The following is an 18,124-nucleotide window of genomic DNA, read 5'->3' on the forward strand; positions in this document are numbered from 1 at the left end:
CTCTAGGAACACCGTGAATAGAGGATAGTTGCTCTTGCAAAATCACGTAGATGTTACTTTCTTCAGGCAATCTTCTGTCTCTCGCCTAAAAATCCATAGCTTTATACTTTATGCAAAATAAAACTGCTGTATTTTAGCCATGAGCGTAGTCGTAAAAAGCAGAGGTCTAAAGTAACGAGAATAAGACTTCTGTGTAGCTATAGGTTTTTTGTTCTAGATGCCTATTTCTAGCTTTTTCAATCAGGTAATTACCAAACACAGTTTACAGTGGAGCAGTGCCAAAAAAGACGATTTCCTCAACATTCAAGACATTAAGGGTGAACTCATCACGTTTAATGGTGTAATTATTGGAGCTGCCTAGAATGGTGTAATCAGTTTTTAAATCAGACAGAATTAGTTTATCCCATCCCGATCCACCATTGATTGTGGCATTACCGTAACCAACATCAAATGTGTCGGCTCCACATCCACCCTTAAGCAAGACATTGGCGATCGCGCCCTCTTGGTTTGAAATGGCTTTACCGCTATCATCAATTCGACGGGCTTTGAAGTAATCGTTACCGTTTTCGCCATCAATTGTGCCACCTTGGATGCCAGTATTAGCGCCATACCCAGTAAGGGTATCATTTCCTTCTCCTCCATAGATAATGCCATTAGTATTAACAATACCTATGCCTTTACTAATGCCAGTACCAATGATGCTATCGTTGCCATCGCCTAAACTGATCGTGCCACTGTTAACAACACCTATACCTACACTAGGTGCAATTGTGTAAAAAGGGTCATCGGACAGTCCTCTACCGCCTGTGCCTGTGCCAGAGAGGAAGTCGTTTCCCTTGCCTCCACTGATCGTGCTACCCTCACCGTTGGAGATGCCTGTACCCTTACCCGAATAGTAGTCACTGTGGAACGGATCTCCTTCTTCTGCATCACTGCCCTTGCCGATACCAGTAATAAAATCGTTTCCGTCTCCTCCATTAATGTCGCTGCCACCACTGTTGAAGATGCCTGTACCATCTCCTCCATTGTAAGCAATTCCACCAGTTCCAGTTCCGGAGATAGAATCGTTCCCTTCTCCTCCATTAATATCGCTGCTCTCAGTGTTAGAGATTCCTATAGCAAACCCGCTAAATATAAATGTTCCAATTCTACTTCCAGAGATAGAGTCGTCCCCCTTTCCTCCATCAATACGGCTATCCTTAGTGTTTTGGATGCCTGTACTAAAGGATGTCCCCAAACCGGAGATCAAATCTTTTCCATCTCCTCCATTGATATAGCCACCCTGAGTATTGGAGATACCTATACCAGCTTCATAGATGGATCGATACCCACTACCACCAGTACCTGTGCCAAAGATTGTATCATCTCCTATCCCTGTATTAATGATGCCACTGTTAGCAATGCCTGTGCCAGTGCCTGCGTCAAAGCTGCTGCTGCCGCCTGTGCCACTACCCTCGATAGTGTCGTTGCCTGCTTGAGTATTAATGACTCCATTTTTTAGAACCTCAATTCCAATTGCTGGGAATGCATTATCCTCTGCTGGGAATCCATTATCCTCTTGGCCCACCACTAGATCCGAGCCAGAGGTGCCTACGAGCGGGGGAACAGAAACAATTAGTCTGGACATAATATAACTTTCCTCAATTGAGTGTGATAAAGCTTTAATCCCTGAAAGTCTTGCTCTTTCAATAAGAATTCTTTAAGTCAGAATTCACAGATAACTCTGAGATCGGGCTTTATTCGATCGGAAGTTCACAGAGTCAGAACTAGAAAGTTGCAAACTTAACAAGTATTAATTGACGAATTTTTTGTCACGATCTCAACAACCTCTAAGAGGATGCTTGAAAAGTATTATTCCTAACACCAAAACTTCCCAAACCTAACCCCATTTTCTTGTAGGGAAAGGGGAGTTTCAAAGCCCCTCTCCATATCGGGGAGAGGTTTTGAGAGGGATCTTTAGCATACTTTGCGACTTTTCAAACATCCTCTAAGATTGTTAATGACAAAAAATAATCTTTTATTCGATATTTGAAAATAGAAACCAAATCATAACCTGATAGTACTTACATAGCGAAAATTTACTTAGATTTCTATAATTTAATAAAAATCTTTATATTATTTTCATGTTTGTTGTTGAAAAATTTATATAAGAGTAGTGTTACTTACGTATTCTTTATATTTTAACGATCGCGTGACAATCTAATGTGCAGACTATAAAATTATGGATGTTTTGTAACTCTCGGCGTAAGTGATTGTACATAAAAAGTTGACGGTCTTGAAGTGCAACTATAACTTAGAGTTAACTCAGCTTCAAGTATTAAAATTAACTTCTTTGTTTGTCATTTGTATTTACAAATGACAAACAGAAAATTCTGAGCGCTGACTTGGGGCGCTCAGAACTTTAGAGACAAAGCTTGCATATTTACACGCTTTACCTAACAGCTTAAAAGCGATAGTTGCGATCGCGCACCCACATACTAACTGGCACTGCCTTTCCTTGTGGGTCTACTTTTGCCTTGACCACAATCGGTGGTACTTGTCCTCTGCGGGCGCGTTGGGTTTGTAAGTCGTTGCGAATCTGTTGCCGTTGGTTTTCTGGGATGTAATATGTTTCTAAGCCGTAGTTAACGGAACCATCCTGATAAACACCTTTTAAGGCTGCCTGATTAGCTCTAAGAGTTGTGGGGCGATCGCTACTTACTCGTAATGGTCTCCAAGCTCTAGGAACACCGCGACCAGAAGAGAATTGCTCTTGCAAAGTCACATATATATTAGTTCCTTCAGGCAATCTTCTGCCACTTCCCCGACCTTTGCTGACTAATGTTTGCCAGCCAGGTAGTCTGCTCAAATTTGAGGTACGGGATATGTTGTAATCTAAGGCTAAGGTGTTACCTGCGATCGCATTATTAGGGTCTACAGGTACGGTTTGCAAAATCACCGTCTTACCTGTTACATCTGTATAAACTGCTTGGGCTGGTACTGCCATAATTAACCCTGTTTGCAGCGCTAGGGGAGCAAGTAACCGCCAAAAAGGTAAGGGCTTATTCGATTTTTGTTCAGTAGCAATCAAGTAATCCCGAAAAGTCACCTTACTGGAAAATTCAGCTTCCGGAGACAAGGGTTTATTCTTAGATTCAGAAGAAGTATTAGTCATGAGCGTAGTCCTAAAAAGCAGAGGTCTTGAAGAGGTTAAAAGTAACGAGATTAGGACTAACGCAGAGAAACTTTAAAAATTTTGACGCACAGAGAGTTCTCAATTTTGGATTTTGGATTTTGGATTTTAGATTTTTTATTCAATCTAAAATTTAAAATTCAAAATCTAAAATTTGCCCTACTTTTTACTTGCAGAGCTACCACCAGGTAGGCGGCGTTCAAACCAGAGTCCAGCGCTAATTAAAGCAGAACCGCACAGGACATAGACTAGCGACCTAAAAAGTAAGTCGGTGTCGTACTCCTGCACGCGACTGATAATTTGCAGTGTTACTAACAGCATACCGCCCCAAAAGGAAATTCTGTTGCTTAATTTCAATCCTTCTTGAATTAGTCCCCAGGCTAGTGTTGCAAGAAGTACATTGAAAATAAAAATGCCAAGTTCATCAATCCGGCTGATAGTTTGATGCCAAAAAGGTACTATTGCAATAAAGACAAGAAATGTACTAATGACAGCAGTTGTGAAAATCACTTCGCGGCGCGGAGGATTATTTCTTTGGCGCAGTAGAAACAACCATTGTAATACCGCCAAGCCGCTGAGAATCCCCAAATCGATGATTGGCAGAGACTCGAATAAGTTTGTCAAATTCGTTGGCTGATTATAACTATAATCTGGAGATTCCCAGACCCAACGAAAAGACAAAACGTAAAAGACGATGCCAAAGCTTAACAACGCTAAATTACGGGCTAGATATTGAAACAACCTGTAATTTATGGTTGGAAAGAGTAAATCATCATAACTCCAGAATAATGCAGGTGGCAGTGCAAAAGCAAAAGATGCCACCCAAGGGGCTATATCAGCATAATTCAGCAATGGCAGTGGATTAAGGTTAGCTTGTAAGGAACTAGCAAAAACAAAAGCTGCTAGACCAAAAATCCAACGGGAACGACAGAAGTAGGCTAAGGGTACAAATACCAGCCATGCCAACAAAGGCAGATGCTGCACTACTAACCGCGACCAAGTTAACTCTCCTGAAGCGTACCATAAGTCTTCTAGTCCAGTCCAGTAGCCGATTTCCACAAGGATAATTGACAGAATTCCTAAAGAATTTAAAGACAAACTGAAGGCCATGACCACAACACCAAATCCCCAGGCGAGAAACAGTTGGGAAACTGAACCGATGATATTGAACATCTGGGCCATCAGCAGTAAATTTGCACCGAAGATGAAGGCGCTTAAAATAAGCAACCCTTCTCCCAGTAGGCGTTTGCTTCGTTCTGGTTTCTTTCCTTCAGGTGGCCTCCAACTGTAAAATCCAGTGATGGCGATCGCAAAAAACAAACTCATCATCAAAATAATTTTGACTTCTCGCGATCCTCCCTGCCAGTTTCCTGATACAAAGGTAATTATGCCTAAGCATAAAAGTATGCTACCGATAGCGATCGCTATTGCCTTATTGCGATCGCGTGCAGCAGCTTCCAGGTTTTTAAATTGATAACGTTCTGCTATCTGCTCATACTGCGAAGAACTAATTAATCCTTCATCCCTCCATAGTTGTGCTTCTTTGCGTAATTTTTCCTGAAAACTATCTAAAAACATGACCTTCTCCGGTGCAGTGGGGTAGCTTGGCCATTGCGTTCCCAATGGCGGTCATTATATTTTGAGTATGAAGCCAAAAGCCTTAATTACATTGTTCTTGTGTAACAGTTTGATTTTGATTTAGATACAACGTACTAATTCGTAATTCGTAATTTGTAATTTGTAATTGATAATTCATCATCTACATGGAAAAACCTTCTAATTTATTACTTAAACTCTCGCGGCGTTTGTTCGCTAATCTAGATGAGCAAGAAAAATTTATTGAGGCTTTAATGAATCCTCAGCCTTTTTCACCTACTATTCTTTGGTGTTATGAAAAACCAGATATCTCGCCTTTTGCAGTGGAAACACCAACCGCTTGGCAACCACAATTTATAGACCGCTTATCTCTGGGAGAAAAACCTGGTAAACATCCTTTGCATGAAAAAGGATATTTCTATTGTTTAGATTTTTCTTCGGTGTTTGCAGCTAGTACTTTGTTAGCTATTCCTGAGTCTGTGCGTTTAGTTTTTGATATGTGTGCCGCACCAGGAGGTAAAAGTATCTTTGCTTGGAGAGCTTTAAAACCTGAATTGCTCATCAGCAATGAAGTAATTGGCAAACGTCTGGGAATGCTAATTTCTAATTTGAAGCGTTGCCAGGTTAGCCCTAGCGCGGTAGTTAATCGAGATTCGAGCATATTTGCCGAAATGTTTCCTGGCTCTAGCAATCTAGTCATAGTAGATGCTCCGTGTACTGGACAATCTTTACTTGCCAAAGGTGAAAAAGCACCCGGATGTTTTCACCCAACTGCTATTAACAAGAGTGCAAATCGGCAAAAGCGCATTATAGCTAACTCTGCTAAAATTGTTTCATCGCAAGGCTATCTTGCTTATATGACTTGCACGTATTCGTCTGAAGAAAATGAGCAAGTTTGCGAATGGTTTTTAGAACGATTTCCTCAGTTTCAAGCGATAGAAATTAGTAATTTAGCCGAATATCAATCGCATTTAACTACAATTCCTTGTTATCGGATGTTTCCTCAAGATAGGTTAGGTGCGGGTGCATTTACAGTTCTGTTTCAAAATACTAATGAAGATAAATTTGAGCTTAAACAAGTAGATATAAATACAATTTCTTCGGTGTATATCTACCAAAACTTGAAAAAGTCAAGTTAAGCTGTTACGCATTTAAATTGTAACAATATGTAAACTTTGAAAATCTTAATACCTTGTATCAATATGCGCCTTATAGTTATCGACTAATACTATATCCAGCTGGTTTAATGTTTGATGTTGAAGCAAATCGCTGCGAGTTTCTTAGAGCATGTTTGAAAAGTCATGATTGATGTATCAAATATTTTTTTACCCCACCCTAACCCTCCCCTTATAAAGGGGAGGGAACTAGATTTTCTAGTTTTCCCCCTTTCCAAGGGGGGTAATAATGTGATTTTAATCACAGCCAACCACTTTTCAAACAACCTCTTAAAGAGTCTGTTACACAGACAAATGTAACCAAGAAAATCTAAATATAAACGAGGTTTAGTAATCCTTCCAGGAGTTACGAACAAAAATATCCCCGACTTCTTCAAGAAGTCGGGGATTTCAAGCTGTCGAAATGAGAATGAATATGTGTTGAAGAATTAATTGAATTGCTGGTTTTCGGAAGTACCGAGGAAAAATTCCTCGCGAATAGTCCATCAATTTGGAGAACAGCTAGCACAAAAATCAGGACTGAATTTGCAGTATTGGCTACCTGTCAATTGGTAAGCTGTACAATAAGGAAAACTTGTAAGTTGAATTTTGGCTGTTTGTAATTTGGAACCATTCGCCAATGTTTCAGTAAGTTTGGTTTTCTCAGCCAAAAAGATAGCTAAAATCTTCGGGAACGTTATGCAAGCAACAATATTGAGCAACGTTAGCATTATACCGTCGATAAAATTCATAGGTAATCATCTCCTTTGAAACATAGGCGTAGGCGTAGTCCTTCGGCTGCGCTCAGGAACCACCCGTCATAGACATCGCTCTTTTTAGATGCAAACCAATCATTGCTTGCACTCTATGTAAATTAACTTTAACATAAATTTTTGTAAATATAAACGTGGAATTCCTGGAATGATCGTACACAGAAAGGTATGTGGATAATAAGGTTGGTTATTGTAGCAAAATAACAAAATAAGCTGGAAAATAATCAGTTTAAAATCTTTAAGTAAGGTGTTATGTCAACAACCCAAACCGCGTCTTCTTTTTTATCTAACATCAGTGAGCGAGAACGTGAGGCATTAAAGCGGTTGGTAGATTACACAAATGTGGAATCATTACCAGAAATTTGGCCTTTGGCAGCTCAACGATTTGGTGATATTGTCGCTCTCCGCAATCCTCATGCTAAACCAGAAGTAGTGATTACTTATACCCAGTTGGTAGAGCAAATGCAACTATTTGCTGCTGGGTTACAAGCGTTGGGAGTAAAGGTAGGCGATCGCATTTCCTTAATTGCTGACAACAGTCCTCGGTGGTTCATTGCCGATCAAGGCATCATGACTGCTGGAGGCGTTGATGCGGTGCGTAGTTCCCAAGCCGAAAAAGAAGAATTGCTGTTTATTATCACTAATAGCGGCAGTACAGCGATCGTCGTTGAAGATTTAAAAACACTTAAAAAACTCCAAGATCGTCTCAAAGATTTACCAATTCAAGTAGTCATCTTACTTTCCGATGAAGCACCACCAACAGACGAAACCCTAAAGGTACTCAACTTTTCACAGTTGCTCGAAATCGGGAAAAATCATAATTTTGTGCCAGTCAAGCAAAATCGTGACGCTCTGGCAACTCTAATTTATACCTCTGGCACTACGGGTAAACCCAAGGGTGTAATGCTGTCTTATAGTAACTTGATGCACCAAGTGATCACTTTTGGCACAGTATTGCAACCAAACCCTGGCGATATAGTTCTCAGTATTTTGCCTTCGTGGCACAGTTATGAACGAACTGTAGAATATTACCTACTATCTCAAGGTTGTACGCAAGTTTATACCAACTTGCGCTCTGTAAAAGGGGATTTGAGACAATTTAAACCCAATTACATGGTCGGTGTACCCCGCCTGTGGGAGTCGATTTATGAAGGAGTGCAAAAGCAGTTCCGGGAACAACCAGCCAACAAGCAACGCCTAATTAAATTTTTATTAGGCATTAGCGACAAATATATCAAAGCGCAGCGAACTGCTCAGGGATTGGATTTAAATAATCTTCATGCTTCAGCCGCCGAACGATTAGCAGCTAAGATCCAAGCATCAGCTTTATTACCCCTCCATGCCTTGGGAGAACGACTGGTTTACGCCAAAGTTCGGGAAGCCACAGGAGGACAAGTTAAGCAGATGATTAGCGGTGGTGGCGCACTTCCCAAACACATAGATAATTTCTTTGAAATTATTGGCGTGCAGATTTTACAAGGGTATGGCTTGACAGAAACTTCTCCTGTCACCCATGTACGGCGTCCTTGGCGGAATTTGATTGGCGCATCAGGGCTACCACTCCCGGCGACAGAAGCTAAAATCGTCGATCCGGAGACAAAAGCGCCTTTACCAATAGAGAAGCGAGGCTTAGTATTGTTGAGAGGCCCGCAGATTATGCAAGGCTATTACCAAAATCCGGAAGCGACAGCCAAAGCAATTGACGCTGAGGGTTGGTTTGATAGCGGCGATTTGGGTTGGCTGACACCACAAGACGATTTAGTGCTGACTGGCAGGTCTAAGGATACGATTGTATTGACTAACGGGGAAAACATCGAGCCACAGCCGATTGAAGATGCGTGTTTGCGATCGCCATACATCGATCAAATTATGCTCATCGGTCAAGATCGGCGCAGCTTGGGAGCCTTAATAGTCCCCAATGTCGAAGCCTTAGAAAAATGGGCAGCAAGTCAGAATTTAACGCTGGATACGCCCAATAATCAAGTGACTTCCTCAGATAGTCAAAAAATTGACTTGGAGAGTAGAATGATCCAGGATTTATTTCGCCAAGAATTGAATCGGGAAGTCCAAAATCGTCCAGGCTATCGACCGGATGACCGCATCGGAACGTTTAAACTCATCCTGGAACCGTTTTCCATCGAAAATGGCTTGATGACACAAACACTAAAAGTTCGCCGACATGTCGTCACGGAACGCTATCGCGATATTATTGACGGCATGTTTGCCTGATCATTCCACCTGCTAACTGTAAAGAGTGAACGTGAAATATTTATGGATGTCTCCAAATCTAATTTGCTTCTCAAACGCGTCGTTAACGTCAAAGTTATTGTGACTCCCCTCTGGAAAGAGGAAGTACAACAGCAGCTGCAAGCGCAAATCAATCAACTCGATCAGCAACTGCAACAGCTAGACGTTGAAGGACAAAGAGCGATCGCAGCAATTCAAAAGCAGAGTCTGCAACCACCTGGCCCCCAGACCCTCCAACAAATTGACAATATCCAACTCCAAGTCAATCAAAAGAAAAGTGAATTTTTAGAGCAAAAAAATCAATTGCTGCAAAACCTCCAGCAAGTGCAGTTTCTCCAGCAAGATCAAGAAGTCAACCAATTCCAAATGGAAGGCTTTTTTCGGGTGGAAATCGGTGATAACCTAATTAGCAAAATGCAAGTCGAAATCGTTCTGCGCGATGGCGTTGTCGAAGAAATTCGCGGCGACATTTAAATTTGTCATTTGTCATTTGTCCTTTGTCATTTGTTTTCTGACCAATGACCAATACTTCGACTCCCTTCGACTTCGCTCAGGGCAAGACGCTCAGTACAAGTGACTAATGACAGATATGATTTAACTTAGTGTTAGTGTGAGAGCGGCTCCCAGCCCAACATTCCACCTGGGAGCCAGCCCAAACGATTTGCCACACTGGAGGTGAGCTAATAAAAAGCGATCGCCCAAAGGTTGTCATCTTTGCTCGATATTTAACCGTCCCAACTGAATTATTACCCCGCTTGATTTGCGTAATCGTCACTAACGCCTGATTTGGTTGGGGATAAACTACCTCTATCTTTTGCGATCCTCCCACTGCTATCTCCTCAAAGGCATTCAGGGCGAGGGTAGTAGGATTACTGCCTTGAAGAGAAGAGTTAAGTTTTTCTAAAGGTATAGTTTGATAATCGGAACGCTCTGAGAATGCTGCAACTTCCTGAGACTGATGTATTCCTCCCATGTGCTGGGTTTGCTCATCACTAGTCTCAACAATCGGTGCAGATTGCTGGTGCTGGATAATATAAACTCCAGCACCAGCCGTGGCAGAGATACTTAATATCACAATCAAAAAGAATTTCAGCTTTGCCGACATAAAAGTAAACAGGAATTTCAAATAGGTTTATTACCAATTTTGAATTCTAGATTGAACTACATCCCATATCCTCTATCCGTGAGAAGCTCGTGTATCTTAAGTAGTGGTTATCAAAAATATTAAATAGCAATCCCATTTTATCTGTGAGAAACTCGTGCTGGTTTTTGCAAGTCAATGACTAAAACGAGATCGAGATTTTGGCTAACCGATTGAGGATAGTTCTGTATTATAGACCTCTAAGCTATATTTAGGTTCCTAAAGTTATTAGTCATTAGTGAATAACCAATGCCCCTCAAGAGTGCCCAGTGCTGAGTGCCCAGTTCTGAGTGGCGAATCTCACTTCCTTACTCAGCACGGGCTAAACCTTAGCTATCCGCTAACGGAACTGTTTTGCCCAATCCCCAACTAAAATATAAACAGTCTAAAACTCTCCCACCAAGATACAATTCGATCTGATAAAAACTGTTAAAGTCCATAAACCATTGATTTCCAAACCACCCTATGAGCATTCACGAAGTATTTATGCCGGCGCTGAGTTCCACTATGACGGAAGGCAAAATCGTCTCCTGGGTGAAATCGCCAGGGGACAAAGTGGAAAAAGGCGAAACAGTGGTGGTTGTAGAGTCAGATAAGGCAGATATGGATGTAGAAACCTTCTATGAAGGATTTCTTGCCCATATTATAGTTGAAGCTGGTGAAACTGCCCCGGTAGGATCTGCGATCGCCTTCATCGCTGAAACGGAAGCTGAAATTGAACAGGCGAAATCTCTTGCCAATTCTGGCAGCGCGGCTGCTACTCCTACCTCTTCCCCTGAACCAGTTGCTGCCACAGCCTCAGCCGCAACACCCGCCTTAGCGTCTCAAAACGGGTCTAACCACAAAGAAGGAAGGCTTGTAGCTTCACCCCGTGCCCGCAAGTTAGCCAAAGAACTCAAAGTTGATTTAACTACACTTCAAGGCAGTGGCCCCCACGGACGCATTGTCGCCGAAGATGTAGAAGCATTGTCTAATAAAGGCAAGCAACCTGCACCTGCCCCAGTTGCTCCACCCGCACCTGTACCAACCAGCACTCCAGCTGCGCCCCCAGTACCTCGGACACCAGCACCCGCACCCGTGGCAGCGGCTGTTCCTGGTCAAACTGTACCTTTAACTACCTTCCAAAATGCCGTAGTGCGGAACATGGTAGCCACCATATCCGTGCCCGTCTTCCGTGTTGGTTATACAATTACCACCGATGGGTTAGACAAACTTTATAAACAAATTAAATCCAAAGGTGTGACAATGACAGCGCTACTGGCGAAAGCTGTAGCAGTGACATTGCAAAAACACCCATTGTTAAATGCTAGCTACTCAGACCAAGGTATTGTTTATCATTCTGATATCAACATTTCCGTAGCAGTAGCGATGGATGATGGCGGATTGATTACACCTGTGCTGCAAAATGCAGACGCAGTGGATATATATTCTCTATCGCGTACTTGGAAGTCTTTGGTAGAACGTGCTAGGACAAAACAATTACAGCCCCAAGAATACAACAGTGGTACTTTCACCCTGTCCAATTTGGGGATGTTTGGCGTAGATAAATTTGATGCGATTTTGCCGCCTGGACAAGGCTCAATTTTAGCGATCGGGGCATCCCGCCCGCAAGTGGTAGCAGCACTTGACGGTTTATTTGGCGTGCGACAACAAATGCAGGTGAATATTACTTCTGACCACCGGATTATTTATGGTGCCCATGCTGCGGCGTTCTTACAAGATTTAGCAAAATTGATTGAGACAAATCCTCAATCTTTGACACTGTAGTTTTGAAAAAACACCAAATTTAAATGTTAGCGCTATGAGCGAACAGCAGTTTTTCGTAGAGTAGCGCTAACAACAAACAATACTTAGACTTAAATTTTTGATGGACAAACTATGTAGCGATATTACGTCTCTACATGAGTTTATGTCCAAACTGATATCACAGTGACATACGACAACACCCTGAAATATTTGGTTGAGCAGTATCCAGAAGATTTTATCCGCTACTTACTTGCATCTGAAGCAACGGATATCCAGATTCTCAAAACAGAATTAAATCAAGAACCAATTCGTGCCGATTCTGTAACTTTTTTGCAAACTGCCAATCAAATACTGCATTTAGAGTTTCAAACTTTACCAGCATCGACTCCACCCTTGCCACTGCGGATGTTGGACTATTGGGTGCGCCTATATCGACAATACAATTGTGATATCGAGCAGATAGTAATTTTTCTTAAACCGACAACTTCAGAAGCTGTCTTTGTAGATCAATTTACTGCCCGCAATACTATCCACCGTTACCGCATCATCCGAATTTGGGAACAAGATCCAGAACCCTTATTGTTATCCCCTGGTTTATTACCTCTGGCAACTTTAGCGCGAACAGATTCTCCTCAAAGGTTACTTCAACAGATAGCAGTTCAGGTGAGTATGATTGAAGAAGAAGCCACCAAGCAGAGTATCTCGGTGTGTACCCAACTTCTAGCAGGATTGGTATTCGAGCCAGAACTAATTCGTCAGTTTTTGAGGAGAGAAGATATGAGAGAATCTGCCATTTATCAAGAAATTCTCCAAGAAGGACTTCAAGAAGGGAGACAACGAGGCATTGAACAAGGTATTGAACAAGGTATTGAACAAGGTATTGAACAAGGAAGGCAATCAGAGCTGAGGCTAGTGATGCGTCTATTAACTCGTCGGCTTGGTTCAATTAATTCTCAGTTACAATCTCGCTTGCAAGAGTTGTCCCTAGCTCAGTTAGAAAACTTGGGTGAAGTATTACTGGATTTTACCAGTGAGGCTGATTTAATGAATTGGCTAAATACAATAGAAAATTAGAGTTTGCTCTAAACCTTTCTACCAGTTCCAAAAAAAGTCAAATTTTCGTACCTAGCTCCTTGCTCGGTTGCTTCTGCTTGCATTTTTTGACGATACTCTGCTTTTAATTTTGCCATTTGCTCTGATGAAACCATCCTCTAGCTTGCTCTAAATTGCCGTATAAACTTAGTTGTTGAGTCTTCACTTCAATTAGACCAACAATTGGTAATAATGACATTTTTGTTATAACCTAGTTAAAATTTAAATAAATTTTCTAGTCAGACACTCTGGTAATCGAGTGCTTGACTAGAAACTATTTATCTCTACTTTTGTTAGTAATTACTTTTTATGGCTAAAAATAAATTATTTATTCGCCTTATAAATTATTAATTTTTAGTATTGCTTTCCTGAGCTTGTTCTTGACTGGATGCTCAAGTGAAGACGGTGGAAACCAAGCGATGAATGAAAAGATAGACAGAATAACTATCAACGCTAAAAAAAAGTTAATATCAATGATTACTACTCAAGAAGCTGTTTTTGCAAAGCAGAAAAGTTTTGTGATAATTACCGATCAGAAAGGACAAGAACCATCATTCAAAGATTGGGTTATTGGCGATCCACAAAGCTGTTATGGATACTACACTAGAGCGCAAAATGTTAAGAGTAACACTAATATTAATTATATTACTGATAGTATTTTCGTCTATGCATTTCAAGATGCTTGTAAAGGTCATTGGGGCTTTCCGGGCTTTACACTTAATTTATATGTTGGTGCTGTTTTTGCAGTTAAAGTCCCTGATAGCAAGCAACTGAAAATGGTGAGTGTTATTTGCAAAGAGAATAATACCGCCTATCTTTCTAGAAAAAATTTATCTTTACCAGAGTACACAAGTGGTGTATTAAAGTGCCCTTCAAAAACAACAAAAGTGTATTTCAATGATTCAAATAATTATCCCAAATGAAAAAATATAAGAGTTTAATAAAGATGTAAATGGATAATATTTTTAGCTTACCATAAACACTAGTAATTTATCATATATTTATACTTTAATAAATAAATAAATAATACCACCCAACAATCTCTACATTAAGTAAGAATTGGGCAGTTTCAGTCATTAATTTATTTTCGCTAGCGCTAGCAGATAGCTCTATTTCTTCAGTCGATTCACTTAAAACAATCATTTATGCCTCAGCGTATCTCTGCGCTTACCTCCGCGTGCCTTTGCGTTTAAAAAATAAAAAAGGTGGACATTGCCCACCCTATCTAATTTACCCTTTCACACAAAGAACTTGCTTGAGTGTGGCGACAACCTCAACCAAATCCGCTTGATTTGCCATCACTTGTTCTATCGGCTTATAAGCACCAGGAATTTCATCTAACACACCCTCATCTTTGCGGCATTCTACACCATTTGTTTGCTCGATCAAATCATCAAGTGTATAGACATTTTTTGCCTTATTTCTAGACATCAAACGCCCTGCACCGTGAGAGCAAGAACAGAAGCTATGGGCATTACCTTTACCCTTAACGATGAAAGACTTTGCCCCCATCGAACCAGGAATAATCCCATAATCTTCAGTCTGGGCGCGGACTGCACCCTTACGAGTAACGTATACATCCTCGTCAAAATGCACTTCTTTTTCGGCATAATTGTGATGACAATTAACCTGCAATAAAGGTTTAGTTGCCTTCCCACCGGCGAGATGCTTCTCAACTATGTGCTTAAAACGCGCCATCATCACATCGCGGTTGACACGCGCATAGTTTTGTGACCATTGTAAATCGTGCCAATATGCCTGGAATTCTGGCGTACCAGCGACAAAGTGAGCTAAATCAGGGTCAGGCAATTTATTACCTGCCATTTTTGCTAATTCTCTGGCTGTGTGAATATGACACTGGGCAAGTTTATTGCCAATGTTACGCGAACCAGAATGCAGCATCAGCCAAACTTGATTCTCTGTATCGAGGCACACTTCAATAAAATGGTTTCCTCCACCGAGAGAACCCATCTGTTTCATAGCTTTACTTTGTAGGTCTTGCACGCCGCGATGCAACTCTTTAAAATCATCCCAGTGTTGCCAATTGCTGACGGATTTTTCAACGTCTTTATTTTCGTTAAATCCAGTCGGAATTGCTGCTTCAATATCTAGGCGGATTTTCTTTAGTTTACCTTCTAGTTGTTCGGCGGTAAATGCTGTTTTGATAGCGCTCATACCGCAACCAATATCTACACCGACAGCAGCTGGGATAATTGCCTCTTTGGTTGCAATTACAGAACCCACTAAAGCACCTTTTCCTAAGTGAACATCTGGCATTAATGCCACGTGTTTAAATACAAATGGTAATGATGCCACATTCTTGGCCATCTTGGTTTCTTCTGGGCCCAAAGAGTGATTTGCCCAAGATAAGACGGGTGCTGGTGTGGTAATTTCTAACTTTTCGTAGGGCATAATTTTTTCTATTTTGGATTTTAAATTTTAGATTGGGTATAGGGCAGTGATAATTATCGGTATGACATATAACCCATTACCTAGTTAGTTGTAGCAATTTATATGTTGTATTGTCTTTCATTTGGCTCCTTGAATTTTCGTGAAGCTGAAGAACTTACTTTTAGGAGTTAAACTTTGTATTATAAATGTAACAAAAATGATTACAAACGTCAATCTATCACCACAGGGAGAAAGCAAATGTTTCTCTAATGTATTAAAATTTGTAAAGAAAATCACTGTGTTTAAATAGCTCCTTAAAGTTCTGACACAATATGGCAGTGCGTCAAGATACAATCTGGGAACGTTTTTTATCCCCTGTAGTGCGTCTTTTGATTGATGAAGATGGGTTACGGCGTTACGCTGATAGTATTAATTGGGAAAAAGAGAGCGATCGCTATCGGCGAGATGATGTCATAATTCCGTCGTACTACAGTAATCAAAACTTTCACGGGATTGCTGGTGGATATCTCAATTCCGATGCAGCAGTTACTTACGATCCGGTTACTCAATACGTTCTACCGCCTAATGAAAGTATTGTCCGTCAAGCTTTAGTTGATGCTGTGCAGGTGAAACCACGACGCATACTCGATTTAGGCTGCGGTACTGGTTCCACTACTTTAATGTTAAAACAAGCTTTCCCCGAAGCGGAAGTTATTGGTTTGGATTTATCACCCTATATGCTGGTAAGGGCGGAAGATAAAGCTAGAAATGCTGGCTTGGAGATCCTTTGGCGACATGGAAATGCTGAAAAAACTGGTTTGAGGGATGCAACATTTGACTTAGTAACAGCTTCTTTGCTATTCCATGAAACACCAGATGCGGTGTCCCTAGCAATTCTGCGAGAAAGCTTCCGGTTGCTGGTAACTGGAGGACAAGTATTAATTCTAGATGGGAATCAGAAGACTCTGCGTCAGTTAGAATGGCTCAATGACGTTTTTGAGGAGCCATATATTCGTGAGTATGCTGCTAGTAGTACAGAAGCAAATATGGGTGCAGCCGGATTTGAAGCAGTGCGATCGCAGGATGTATGGTGGATAAATCAGGTAACTAGCGGCATAAAACCAATAGCAACCGAAAATGTCCGTCATTATACTCCCACATCAGTAGATAATAATGATTTGGAGGGACTTGGTTCTCCAGCGTTTGGCATAATGGCATGAGTTTAAAGGCAGTTCTCTTTGATTTTAATGGTGTCATCATTAACGATGAGCCAATCCACCTGCAACTGATCGATGAGATTCTCATTGAAGAAAATCTCCAACCCCAAAAGGTGAGCGAGCGTCAAGCTTCTTTAGGACGCAGCGATCGCGCTTGTTTTCAGCAGCTACTCGCTAATCGTGGTAGAGTAGCCAATGAAAACTATTTAACTCAGTTGCTGTACCGCAAAGCCCAAGCTTATACGGTGGAACTAGAAAAAATAAAGAAACTGCCTTTATATCCAGGTGTAGAAGACTTAATATATCAGGTGCGGTCGCGCAATCTGAAACTAGGATTAGTTAGTGGCGCGATTCGCACAGAAATAGAACTGGTACTCAATCGCGCTAAACTAGCTGAACATTTTAAAATCATTGTCGCAGGTGATGACATCACTACCAGTAAACCAGAACCCGATGGTTATCTACTGGCAGTAAAACGCTTAAATAAAGAATATCCCGACTTGAATCTCCAACCACAAGAATGTCTGGCAATCGAAGATACTCCAGCAGGTATCGAAGCGGCGAAGCGATCGCAAATGCAAGTTGTTGGTGTAGCGAATACTTATCCATTCCACATGCTTCAACGCTGCTGTAACTGGACTGTTGATTATCTCAGTGATTTGGAACTCGAACGGGTGCAAAAAGTTTATTCCCAAAAACAGCCTCAACCATCGGTAACAGAATGTTAGAATAATCTATGGCGATCGTGTTTTGAGTTAATGAGTAATATTACTCTTGACTTAGCACCGATTAAGGGGAATTAGCTCAGTTGGTAGAGTGCTGCGATCGCACCGCAGAGGTCATCGGTTCGAATCCGTTATTCTCCATTTGTGTACAGCGACAAATTATTTGTCCGTGGCGACACAATATTTGTCAAAATTTTTAGATCGACAAATTATTTGTCATTACAATTTTGCGCTACTTAACTCACTACTTCAACTGTTGTACGATCGCAGCACTCCTTTCAACCCGCCTAATAACTTAGTTATACTCTTTAACCATTTTAAAATCTGGTTAGTGCGAGTACATAGTTTTTATTGCTTATTTTTTCAACCCACCCCTAGCCGGGATGGTTATTGAAACTTCCAAAATACTCTATTTCCTGCGTTAGATTTTGTACTTTCAACCCACCCCTAGCCGGGATGGTTGTTGAAACCGAAACGATTGATGGTCACAGGCGGACTTTAACCTTTCAACCCACCCCTAGCCGGGATGGTTGTTGAAACCCCTGTGGGGAGATAGATTGCAACTATCCAGCGCCTTTCAACCCACCCCTAGCCGGGATGGTTGTTGAAACGCAGCACGTCTGGAGCATCCACGCATACCTGAAGATAACTTTCAACCCACCCCTAGCCGGGATGGTTGTTGAAACCCCTGTGGGGAGATAGATTGCAACTATCCAGCGCCTTTCAACCCACCCCTAGCCGGGATGGTTGTTGAAACAAAACCTTCCCCAAGGCGTAATAGATGCCGGGGGTACTTTCAACCCACCCCTAGCCGGGATGGTTGTTGAAACTCTACCCGTCTAGAACCCTTGCTATAAAAGCTTTCCATAC

Annotated in this window: 14 protein-coding genes, 1 tRNA gene and 1 CRISPR repeat array; of the genes, 9 read left to right on the forward strand and 6 right to left on the reverse strand. The window is 41.4% G+C overall.

Annotation, left to right across the window (positions count from 1 at the left end; genetic code table 11):
• Nucleotides 1-262 precede the first annotated feature (262 nt).
• From ACR5KR_RS09940 to ACR5KR_RS09950, 3 genes are all read right to left on the reverse strand, one after another.
• Complete coding sequence (locus tag ACR5KR_RS09940) at nucleotides 263-1,627, reverse strand: hypothetical protein (protein WP_448266376.1); 1,365 nt, start codon at nucleotides 1,625-1,627, stop codon at nucleotides 263-265.
• 816 nt (nucleotides 1,628-2,443) lie between these two features.
• Nucleotides 2,444-3,154 (reverse strand): GDYXXLXY domain-containing protein, encoded by a 711-nt coding sequence (locus tag ACR5KR_RS09945; RefSeq protein WP_445626723.1) that lies wholly within the window; start codon nucleotides 3,152-3,154, stop codon nucleotides 2,444-2,446.
• Nucleotides 3,155-3,331: 177 nt separating this feature from the next.
• On the reverse strand, nucleotides 3,332-4,750 hold the full coding sequence (locus tag ACR5KR_RS09950) for a DUF2157 domain-containing protein (protein WP_448266378.1): 1,419 nt from the start codon (nucleotides 4,748-4,750) through the stop codon (nucleotides 3,332-3,334).
• A gap of 185 nt (nucleotides 4,751-4,935) precedes the next feature.
• Between ACR5KR_RS09950 and ACR5KR_RS09955 the strand changes: the two genes are divergently transcribed.
• A complete protein-coding gene (locus tag ACR5KR_RS09955) occupies nucleotides 4,936-5,907 on the forward strand; it encodes an RsmB/NOP family class I SAM-dependent RNA methyltransferase (RefSeq protein ID WP_448266379.1) in 972 nt (323 codons plus the stop codon).
• 521 nt (nucleotides 5,908-6,428) lie between these two features.
• Here the strand turns inward: ACR5KR_RS09955 and ACR5KR_RS09960 are convergent.
• Nucleotides 6,429-6,674 (reverse strand): hypothetical protein, encoded by a 246-nt coding sequence (locus ACR5KR_RS09960; protein WP_445626720.1) that lies wholly within the window; start codon nucleotides 6,672-6,674, stop codon nucleotides 6,429-6,431.
• A 273-nt stretch (nucleotides 6,675-6,947) separates the two neighbouring features.
• On the opposite strand from ACR5KR_RS09960, the gene ACR5KR_RS09965 reads away from it, so the two are divergent.
• Together ACR5KR_RS09965 and ACR5KR_RS09970 are read left to right on the forward strand one after the other, a co-directional pair.
• Complete coding sequence (locus ACR5KR_RS09965; protein ID WP_448266380.1) at nucleotides 6,948-8,924, forward strand: AMP-dependent synthetase/ligase; 1,977 nt, start codon at nucleotides 6,948-6,950, stop codon at nucleotides 8,922-8,924.
• A 42-nt stretch (nucleotides 8,925-8,966) separates the two neighbouring features.
• Nucleotides 8,967-9,416 (forward strand): YlqD family protein, encoded by a 450-nt coding sequence (locus tag ACR5KR_RS09970; protein ID WP_322670207.1) that lies wholly within the window; start codon nucleotides 8,967-8,969, stop codon nucleotides 9,414-9,416.
• A 103-nt stretch (nucleotides 9,417-9,519) separates the two neighbouring features.
• Here the strand turns inward: ACR5KR_RS09970 and ACR5KR_RS09975 are convergent, their stop codons facing one another.
• Entirely contained in the window at nucleotides 9,520-10,047 is a 528-nt protein-coding gene (locus tag ACR5KR_RS09975; RefSeq protein ID WP_445626718.1) for a hypothetical protein, read from the reverse strand.
• A gap of 501 nt (nucleotides 10,048-10,548) precedes the next feature.
• On the opposite strand from ACR5KR_RS09975, the gene ACR5KR_RS09980 reads away from it, so the two are divergent.
• The 3 genes from ACR5KR_RS09980 (at nucleotide 10,549) to ACR5KR_RS09990 (ending at nucleotide 13,844) form a co-directional block, all read left to right on the forward strand.
• The gene (locus ACR5KR_RS09980) at nucleotides 10,549-11,850 is read left to right on the forward strand and encodes a dihydrolipoamide acetyltransferase family protein (protein WP_448266383.1); all 1,302 of its coding nucleotides are present in this window, start codon (nucleotides 10,549-10,551) and stop codon (nucleotides 11,848-11,850) included.
• Nucleotides 11,851-12,012: 162 nt separating this feature from the next.
• The gene (locus ACR5KR_RS09985; protein ID WP_445626716.1) at nucleotides 12,013-12,903 is read left to right on the forward strand and encodes an Rpn family recombination-promoting nuclease/putative transposase; all 891 of its coding nucleotides are present in this window, start codon (nucleotides 12,013-12,015) and stop codon (nucleotides 12,901-12,903) included.
• Nucleotides 12,904-13,340: 437 nt separating this feature from the next.
• Entirely contained in the window at nucleotides 13,341-13,844 is a 504-nt protein-coding gene (locus ACR5KR_RS09990) for a hypothetical protein (protein ID WP_448266385.1), read from the forward strand.
• Nucleotides 13,845-14,151: 307 nt separating this feature from the next.
• Here ACR5KR_RS09990 and ACR5KR_RS09995 read toward each other — a convergent pair whose 3' ends face one another.
• Nucleotides 14,152-15,333 (reverse strand): RtcB family protein, encoded by a 1,182-nt coding sequence (locus tag ACR5KR_RS09995; RefSeq protein WP_445626714.1) that lies wholly within the window; start codon nucleotides 15,331-15,333, stop codon nucleotides 14,152-14,154.
• Between the two features lie 311 nt (nucleotides 15,334-15,644).
• On the opposite strand from ACR5KR_RS09995, the gene ACR5KR_RS10000 reads away from it, so the two are divergent.
• The 3 genes from ACR5KR_RS10000 to ACR5KR_RS10010 all read left to right on the forward strand — a co-directional run bounded on the left by ACR5KR_RS10000 (nucleotide 15,645) and on the right by ACR5KR_RS10010 (nucleotide 17,395).
• Nucleotides 15,645-16,532: a class I SAM-dependent methyltransferase gene (locus ACR5KR_RS10000; RefSeq protein ID WP_448266387.1), complete on the forward strand. Its 888-nt coding sequence runs from the start codon at nucleotides 15,645-15,647 to the stop codon at nucleotides 16,530-16,532.
• Nucleotides 16,529-17,257, forward strand: a complete 729-nt coding sequence (locus ACR5KR_RS10005) for an HAD family hydrolase (protein ID WP_445626712.1) — start codon at nucleotides 16,529-16,531, stop codon at nucleotides 17,255-17,257. Before ACR5KR_RS10000 ends, ACR5KR_RS10005 begins: the two co-directional genes overlap by 4 nt.
• A gap of 65 nt (nucleotides 17,258-17,322) precedes the next feature.
• Nucleotides 17,323-17,395 (forward strand) — tRNA-Ala (locus tag ACR5KR_RS10010).
• A 219-nt stretch (nucleotides 17,396-17,614) separates the two neighbouring features.
• A CRISPR array of direct repeats spans nucleotides 17,615-18,084; the repeat unit is 37 nt; unit sequence CTTTCAACCCACCCCTAGCCGGGATGGTTGTTGAAAC.
• Nucleotides 18,085-18,124: the final 40 nt, after the last annotated feature.

The organism is Nostoc sp. DSM 114159, assembly GCF_053470285.1.

Excerpts from the sequence above, each read along its gene's own strand:
- ACR5KR_RS09940 (WP_448266376.1), bottom strand. The coding sequence starts at position 1,627 with ATGTCCAGACTAATTGTTTCTGTTCCCCCGCTCGTAGGCACCTCTGGC.
- ACR5KR_RS09945 (WP_445626723.1), bottom strand. The coding sequence starts at position 3,154 with ATGACTAATACTTCTTCTGAATCTAAGAATAAACCCTTGTCTCCGGAA.
- ACR5KR_RS09950 (WP_448266378.1), bottom strand. The coding sequence starts at position 4,750 with ATGTTTTTAGATAGTTTTCAGGAAAAATTACGCAAAGAAGCACAACTA.
- ACR5KR_RS09955 (WP_448266379.1), top strand. The coding sequence starts at position 4,936 with ATGGAAAAACCTTCTAATTTATTACTTAAACTCTCGCGGCGTTTGTTC.
- ACR5KR_RS09960 (WP_445626720.1), bottom strand. The coding sequence starts at position 6,674 with ATGAATTTTATCGACGGTATAATGCTAACGTTGCTCAATATTGTTGCT.
- ACR5KR_RS09965 (WP_448266380.1), top strand. The coding sequence starts at position 6,948 with ATGTCAACAACCCAAACCGCGTCTTCTTTTTTATCTAACATCAGTGAG.
- ACR5KR_RS09970 (WP_322670207.1), top strand. The coding sequence starts at position 8,967 with ATGGATGTCTCCAAATCTAATTTGCTTCTCAAACGCGTCGTTAACGTC.
- ACR5KR_RS09975 (WP_445626718.1), bottom strand. The coding sequence starts at position 10,047 with ATGTCGGCAAAGCTGAAATTCTTTTTGATTGTGATATTAAGTATCTCT.
- ACR5KR_RS09980 (WP_448266383.1), top strand. The coding sequence starts at position 10,549 with ATGAGCATTCACGAAGTATTTATGCCGGCGCTGAGTTCCACTATGACG.
- ACR5KR_RS09990 (WP_448266385.1), top strand. The coding sequence starts at position 13,341 with ATGAATGAAAAGATAGACAGAATAACTATCAACGCTAAAAAAAAGTTA.
- ACR5KR_RS09995 (WP_445626714.1), bottom strand. The coding sequence starts at position 15,333 with ATGCCCTACGAAAAGTTAGAAATTACCACACCAGCACCCGTCTTATCT.
- ACR5KR_RS10000 (WP_448266387.1), top strand. The coding sequence starts at position 15,645 with ATGGCAGTGCGTCAAGATACAATCTGGGAACGTTTTTTATCCCCTGTA.
- ACR5KR_RS10005 (WP_445626712.1), top strand. The coding sequence starts at position 16,529 with ATGAGTTTAAAGGCAGTTCTCTTTGATTTTAATGGTGTCATCATTAAC.